This window comes from Mesorhizobium sp. M1E.F.Ca.ET.063.01.1.1 (assembly GCF_003998155.1).
GTDB lineage: Bacteria > Pseudomonadota > Alphaproteobacteria > Rhizobiales > Rhizobiaceae > Mesorhizobium.
The window spans coordinates 1-789 of record NZ_RZSC01001360.1; the positions used below are offsets into that span (position 1 = coordinate 1).

Below are 789 nucleotides of genomic sequence, written 5' to 3' on the forward strand. Positions count from 1 at the left end.
TCAGCGCACTGATCGCGAAACTGGACGGAGAGGCCGAGGTCATCTTCGTCGACGACGGCAGCAGCGATCGAAGCGTGAGCTATTTGCGCCGCATGGTCGCCGCCGAACCAAGCTTCCGCCTGATCGAGCTTTCCCGCAACTTCGGCCACCAGATCGCCATCACCGCCGGCATGGAAGCAGCCGCCGGCGAGGCCGTCATCGTCATGGACGCCGACCTGCAGGATCCGCCCGAGGTCGTTCTCGACCTGGTGGCGAAGTGGAAGGAGGGCTTCGAGATCGTCTATGCAAGGCGCGTCAGGCGCGAGGGCGAAACCTGGTTCAAGCGCTTCACCGCCAGCCTTTTCTATCGGCTGCTGGAGAGGATGACGCCTGTCGACATCCCGCGCGACGTCGGCGATTTCCGCCTCGTCGGCCGCAAGGCGCTGGACACGTTCAGGCGCATGCCCGAGCACGACCGTTTCGTCAGGGGCATGTTCGGCTGGATGGGTTTCAAGCAGGCGGCGGTGCCGTTCGAGCGCCCGGCGCGGACGCTTGGCGAAACCAAATACCCGTTCTGGAAGATGATGCGGCTTGCGATCCACGGCATCGTCAGCTTTTCGGAGCGGCCTCTGCAACTGGCGCTGCTTACCGGATTGGCGATTTCCGCTCTCGCCCTTGTGTTCGGCGCCTATGCCATCCTGGCCTGGATCCTCGAGACCGGCGTGATTGCCGGCTGGACATCCACGGTGGTGATCGTGTCGCTGCTCATCGGCATCAATCTCTTCATGACCGGCGTGATCGGCCTTTATG

Annotated in this window: 1 protein-coding gene; it reads left to right on the top strand. The window is 63.4% G+C overall.

What is annotated here, in order from left to right; all coding sequences use genetic code 11:
- Positions 1-8 precede the first annotated feature (8 nt).
- On the top strand, positions 9-789 hold a 781-nt coding region (locus EOA29_RS38590; RefSeq protein WP_245468794.1), incomplete at its 3' end, for a glycosyltransferase family 2 protein.